Annotated in this window: 1 protein-coding gene; it reads right to left on the reverse strand. The window is 74.0% G+C overall.

Going from position 1 to position 4,406, the window contains the following annotated elements; translation table 11 throughout:
* On the reverse strand, positions 1-4,406 hold a 4,406-nt coding region (locus ACZ38L_RS38560; protein ID WP_465702655.1), incomplete at both ends, for a type I polyketide synthase.

Consider the following 4,406-nt stretch of genomic DNA (forward strand, 5'->3'; position numbering starts at 1 on the left):
TGCAACGCGGCATCCAGCAGCGCCGGGTGCAGACCGAACAGACCCGCCTCCGACCGGCTCTCCTCCGGCAACACCACCTCGGCGAACAACTCACCACCCCGACGCCAGGCCGCCCGCAGGCCCTGGAACACCGGACCATAACCGAACCCGGCCAGGGCGAAACCGTCGTACAGCCCGTCGACCGCGACGGCCTCCGCACCGGCCGGCGGCCACTGCGCCAGGTCGGTGGGCGCCTCGGCCGCACCGACCGCGAGCAGGCCGTTGGCGTGCCGGGTCCACGGCTGGTCGAGCGGCGCGTCCTCGGCCCGCGAGTAGAGGCTGATGCCGCGCCGGCCGGTGCCGTCAGGCGTGCCGACGGTGACCTGCACCTGCACCGCGCCCTTGGCGGGGAGCACCAGCGGCGCCTCCAGCGTCAACTCCTCCAGCAGCCCACAGCCAACCTGTTCACCGGCCCGCAGCGCCAGCTCGACGAAGGCCGTACCCGGCAGCAGCACGGTCTCGGCCACCGCGTGGTCCGCCAGCCACGGGTGGGTGTCCAGTGCGAGCCGGCCGGTGAAGACGTGGCTGTCGGCGTCCGCCAGGGCGAGAGAAGCGCCCAGCAGCGGGTGGTCGGCGACGCCCAGACCGGCGGAGGCGACGTCGCCGACCCAGCCGGTCAGCGGGCGGGGCCAGAAGTTCTCGTGCTGGAAGGCGTAGGTGGGCAGGTCGACGCGCCGGGCATCGGTGCCGGCGAAGACCGCCTCCCAGTCCAGCCTGCCACCCCGTACGAAGAGCTGAGCCAGAGCGGCGGTGAAGGTCTCCGCCTCCACCCGGTCACGGCGCAGCACCGGTACGAACACCGCGTCCTCGGTCACGCACCCCTGGCCGAGCGCGGTCAGGGTGCCGTCCGGGCCGAGCTCCAGGAAGGTGCGGACACCCCGGCCCTCCAGGGTCGCGACGGCGTCGCGGAAGCGCACGGCCTCGCGGACGTGGCGCACCCAGTAGTCGGGGGTGGTGAGGTCGGCCTCCTGGTCCAGCGTCGAGACGATCGGGATCCGCGGCGCGTGGAAGGTCAGACCCGCCACGACCGTGCGGAACTCCTCCAACATCGGCTCCATCAACGGCGAGTGGAACGCATGGCTCACCGTGAGCCGCTTCGTCTTGCGCCCCTGCTCGGCCAGCTTGCCCGCGACCTCCAGCACGGCCGCCTCGGCGCCCGAAAGCACCACCGAGGACGGACCGTTGACCGCCGCGAGACCCAACTCGGCCTCGCGACCGGCCAGCAGCGGCAGCACCTCGCCCTCGGCAGCCTGCACGGCCACCATCGCACCACCAGTGGGCAGTTGCTGCATCAGCCGACCACGCGCCGCCACCAGGGTCGCGGCATCGCCCAGCGAGAGCACACCCGCGACGTGCGCGGCGGCCAGCTCACCGATCGAGTGACCCGCCAGGAAGTCCGGGCGGACGCCCCAGGACTCAACGAGCCGGAACAGGGCCACCTCGACCGCGAACAACGCCGGCTGCGTGCAAGCCGTCTCGTCGATCCGCTCGCCCGCGAAGACGACATCCTTCAACGGACGGCCCAAGTGCCCGTCCAGCTCCGCACAGACCGCGTCGAACGCCGCCGCGAACACCGGGAACGCCTCGTACAACTCCGCACCCATACCAGCCCGCTGGCTGCCCTGACCCGCGAACAGGAACGCCGTCCGGCCCGCCGACCCGGCCCGACCGGCCACGAAACGCGCCGGCGACTCACCACGGGCCAGCGCTTCCAACGCGCCGCGCAGCTCGGCCGGCTCGCCGCCGATCACCGCCGCCCGGTGCTCGAAGGCCGCCCGGGTCGTGGCCAGCGAGAACCCGACGTCCGCCAGGTCCGCGTCCGGCTCGGTCTCCAGCCGACTCAGCAGCCGCTCGGCCTGCCCGCGCAACGCCTCCACCGTCCGCCCCGACAGCACCCACGGCACCGCCGCCGGTGTCCGCGCCTCGACCCCGCGCTCCCCGGGAACCCCCTCGACGGCCGGCGCCTGCTCCAGCAGGACGTGCGCGTTGGTGCCGCTGATGCCGAAGGACGACACCGCCGCGCGGCGCGGCTCGCCGCCCTGCGGCCACTCGCGGGCCTCGGCCAGCAGCTCCACCGCACCCACCGACCAGTCCACGTGCGTGGACGGCTCGGTGACGTGCAGGGTCTTCGGCAGCACACCGTGCCGCATCGCCATGACCATCTTCATGATCCCGGCGGCGCCGGCGGCGGCCTGGGTGTGCCCCAGGTTCGACTTGATCGAGCCGAGCCAGAGCGGGGAGTCGGCGTCCCGGTCCTTGCCGTAGGTGGCGAGCAGGGCCTGCGCCTCGATCGGGTCACCCAGCCGGGTCCCGGTGCCGTGTGCCTCGACCACGTCGACCTGAGCGGCCGACAGCCCGGCGTTCGCCAGCGCCTGCTTGATCACCCGCTGCTGGGCCGGGCCGTTGGGGGCCGTCAGACCGTTGCTGGCACCGTCCTGGTTGACCGCGCTGCCGCGCACGATCGCCAGCACCGGGTGCCCGTTGCGGCGCGCGTCGGAGAGCCGCTCCACCAGCAGCATGCCCACGCCCTCGCCCCAGCCGGTGCCGTCCGCGTCGTCCGAGAACGCCTTGCACCGGCCGTCGGTCGCCAACCCGCGCTGGCGACTGAACTCCACGAAGGTGCCCGGCGTCAGCATCACGGTCACACCACCGGCCAGCGCCAGCGTCGACTCACCCGACCGCAGCGACTGGCAGGCCAGGTGCAACGCCACCAGCGACGACGAGCAGGCGGTGTCGATCGTCACCGCCGGGCCCTCCAGGCCCAGCGTGTAGGACACCCGGCCGGAGGCAACACTGCCGGAGGTGCCGGTGCCGACCTGGCCCTCCAGTCCCTCGACCGACTGTGCGAGCAGCATGCCGTACTCGTTGTACATCACGCCGACGAAGACGCCGGTGCGGCTGCCCCTGAGGGTGGCCGGGTCGATGCCGGCCCGCTCGAAGGCCTCCCAGGAGGTCTCCAGCAGCAGGCGCTGCTGCGGGTCGATCGACATCGCCTCGCGCGGGCTGATGCCGAAGAACGCCGGGTCGAACGCCCCCGCGCGGTGCAGGAAGCCACCCTCACGGGTGTACGAGGTCCCCGGGTGGTCCGGGTCCGGGTGGTACAGGTTCTCCACGTCCCAGCCGCGGTCCTCCGGGAAGAAGGAGACCGCGTCCCGCCCGTCGGCCACCAGGTCCCACAGGCCCTCGGGCGAGGTCACCCCGCCCGGGAACCGGCAGGCCATGCCGACGATCGCGATCGGCTCCTCCACCACGGCGGCCGCCGTGACCGGCAGCCCGGCGCCGGGGAGCGAGCCCAGCAACTCGATGCCCAGCAACTCGGCGAGCGCGGTCGGGGTCGGGTAGTCGAAGACCAGGGTGGCCGGCAGTCGCAGGCCGGTGACCCCACCCAGGCGGTTGCGCAGCTCGACGGCGGTCAGCGAGTCGAAGCCGAGCTCCTTGAACGCCCGGGTGGCGTCCACCGAGGCGTGGTTCGGGTAGCCGAGGACCGCCGCGACCTCCGCGCAGACCAGCTCCAGCAGCGCGGTGTCGCGCTCGGCCTCGGAGAGCGCCACCAGCCGCTGTGCCAGTGCCGAACCGGCCACCCCGCCGGCGGCGGCGTCGGTGCTCCTGGCGGCGCGCCGCAGCGGCCCGCGGACCAGACCGCGCAGCAGCGGCGGCAACAGGCCCGCGGCGCCCTGGGCCCGCAGGCTCGCCAGGTCCAGCTGGACCGGGACCAGCAGCGGCTCGGGCGACCGCACGGCCACGTCGAAGAGCAGCAGGCCGTCCTCGGCGGTCAGCGCCGTGACGCCGCCGCGCGCCATCCGCTCGACGTCCGAGCGGACCAGGGCGGCGGCCATGCCGCCGTCCTCGGCCCACAGGCCCCAGGCCAGCGAGGCCGCCGGCAGACCGGCCGCCCGGCGGCGCTGGGCGAGCGCGTCCAGGAAGCTGTTGGCCGCCGCGTAGTTGCCCTGGCCGGCCGCGCCGAACACCCCGGCAGCCGAGGAGAACAGCACGAAGGCGGAAAGGTTCTGACACTTCGTCAGCTCGTGCAGGTGCCAGGCCGCGTCCACCTTGGGACGCAGCACGGTGTCGACCCGCTCGGAGGTGAGCGAGGAGATGGTGCCGTCGTCCAGCACGCCGGCGGTGTGCACCACGGCGGTGAGCGGGTGCTCCAGCGAACCCATCAGCTCGGCCAGCGCGGCACGGTCGGACACGTCACAGGCCGCGACGGCGACCTCCGCGCCCAGCGCCGACAGGTCCGCCACCAGCTCGTCCACGCCCTCGGCCGCGCGACCGCGGCGCGAGACCAGCAGCAGCCGGCGCGCACCGTACTCGGTGACCAGGTGGCGGGCGAACAGGCCACCGAGGGTGCCGGTGGCCCCGGTCAG

The sequence above is a fragment of the Kitasatospora sp. NPDC024654 genome (assembly GCF_055559155.1).